Origin of the sequence: Zooshikella harenae, from assembly GCF_018837975.1 — a bacterium.
Taxonomy (GTDB): domain Bacteria; phylum Pseudomonadota; class Gammaproteobacteria; order Pseudomonadales; family Zooshikellaceae; genus Zooshikella; species Zooshikella harenae.
Window position 1 is genome coordinate 1 of the sequence record NZ_JAGSOY010000246.1, and the last position, 1,348, is coordinate 1,348.

At 38.8% G+C, this 1,348-nt stretch carries 3 protein-coding genes; all 3 read left to right on the forward strand.

The window, feature by feature from the left end:
• Positions 1-102: 102 nt before the first annotated feature.
• Positions 103-810, forward strand: coding sequence for an AAA family ATPase (locus KCG35_RS25335; RefSeq protein WP_215822630.1), 708 nt, complete (start codon positions 103-105; stop codon positions 808-810).
• On the forward strand, positions 752-1,126 hold the full coding sequence (locus tag KCG35_RS25340) for a hypothetical protein (RefSeq protein WP_215822631.1): 375 nt from the start codon (positions 752-754) through the stop codon (positions 1,124-1,126). Before KCG35_RS25335 ends, KCG35_RS25340 begins: the two co-directional genes overlap by 59 nt.
• Before the next feature lie 17 nt (positions 1,127-1,143).
• Positions 1,144-1,348: hypothetical protein (locus KCG35_RS25345; protein ID WP_215822632.1), on the forward strand; the 205-nt coding region annotated here is incomplete at its 3' end.

The following is a 1,348-nucleotide window of genomic DNA, read 5'->3' on the forward strand; positions in this document are numbered from 1 at the left end:
CATTGAATATACATTGGTTTTGGTATAACTTTAACTTAGTTGCACATTTAATAAACATCTGATGTATATTTTATGTACATCAAATGTTGGGGGAATGTATGTATGATAATTCTGATTGGCGGGTTAAAGGGTGGTCCTGGTAAAAGCACCATTGCCCAAAATTTAGCTGTTGGTTGTGCTCTACAAGGGCTATCAGTATTACTAGTTGATGCAGATCCTCAAGGAACATCAGCTAAGTGGGCTGAGAGAAGAAACGAGCTTATTGATAATGGTGAACAACTGCCGCCTGTATTTTGTGAGCAGCAAACAGGAAATATCCGTCGTGACTTACTAGATAGAAGATCCCGTTATGATATGGTGATCGTTGACTCAGGCGGTTGGGATAGTAGGGCATTTCGTACCGCTTTGACGGCCGCAGACATCTTTTATATGCCGTTTCAGGTTTCTCGTGCAGATTTAGAAACATTACCCGCATTATGTGAAATGATCATCGATGCTAAAGATAGCTTTAATCCTGATCTTATTAGCAAAGCAATTATCTCACGAGCACCAAATATTCCAGGTAATGATGAGCTAAAAGAAGCAAAAACGTTGCTCAATGATTTATCTGAATACATGCTCTTATCGAATGTTGTTATCAAAGAACTCAAGCATTACCGAACTGCACTTAATGAAGGTAGAAGTGTACTTGAGTTACCTAAAACTAACGCTAAAGCCGCTATTCAGTTACTAATTCAAGAGATTGCAGAACATGACCAAACTGACAGACATCGGACTGAAGATCAAGCAGCAGAACAAGCAGAAGCTTAAGCAAGTTGATGATGTTGAGATTGAAAAGTTCGCTGGTAAGGCTGTTGATGGGACTCATGAAGTAAAAGCTGTTAAAGAAGAGCAAGTCATAACACCCAAGCCAACTGATAAACCTTGGGAACAGTTTGACTCTAGTAGAAAGGCGAAGGCGAACAGACATATTCAAATACCAGTTTCCGACTATGAATTAGCGATTTGGAATTGGATCGTTGATAACGATGAATATGAGCGATCTGGTCGTAAACTTGGCCGCTCTATGTTTTTCGAAAAAGTTCTGAAGCCAGCTTTGGATAAGGCTACTAAATCTGAGAAGTAAGACAGTAGGAGGTTTTAGTGCATACTTCTGAATATGTGCGCACGCCAAAACCTAATTTAAATCACTTTATTGCATATCTTGGAACAATGCTCACATGTACGATATCAATCGTATTGTCAGTTTTGTTGTTCTGGTCAATAAGTGAAAGCTTTTATTTTTCCTGTTTATTTGCAGCTCTAGCTATTTCGTTTGAGTTAGCAAAATTTATGGTTCTGTCGCAAA

Bases quoted from the DNA above. Each gene is read 5' to 3' on its own strand.
- KCG35_RS25340 (WP_215822631.1), top strand. From the start codon at position 752: ATGACCAAACTGACAGACATCGGACTGAAGATCAAGCAGCAGAACAAG.
- KCG35_RS25335 (WP_215822630.1), top strand. From the start codon at position 103: ATGATAATTCTGATTGGCGGGTTAAAGGGTGGTCCTGGTAAAAGCACC.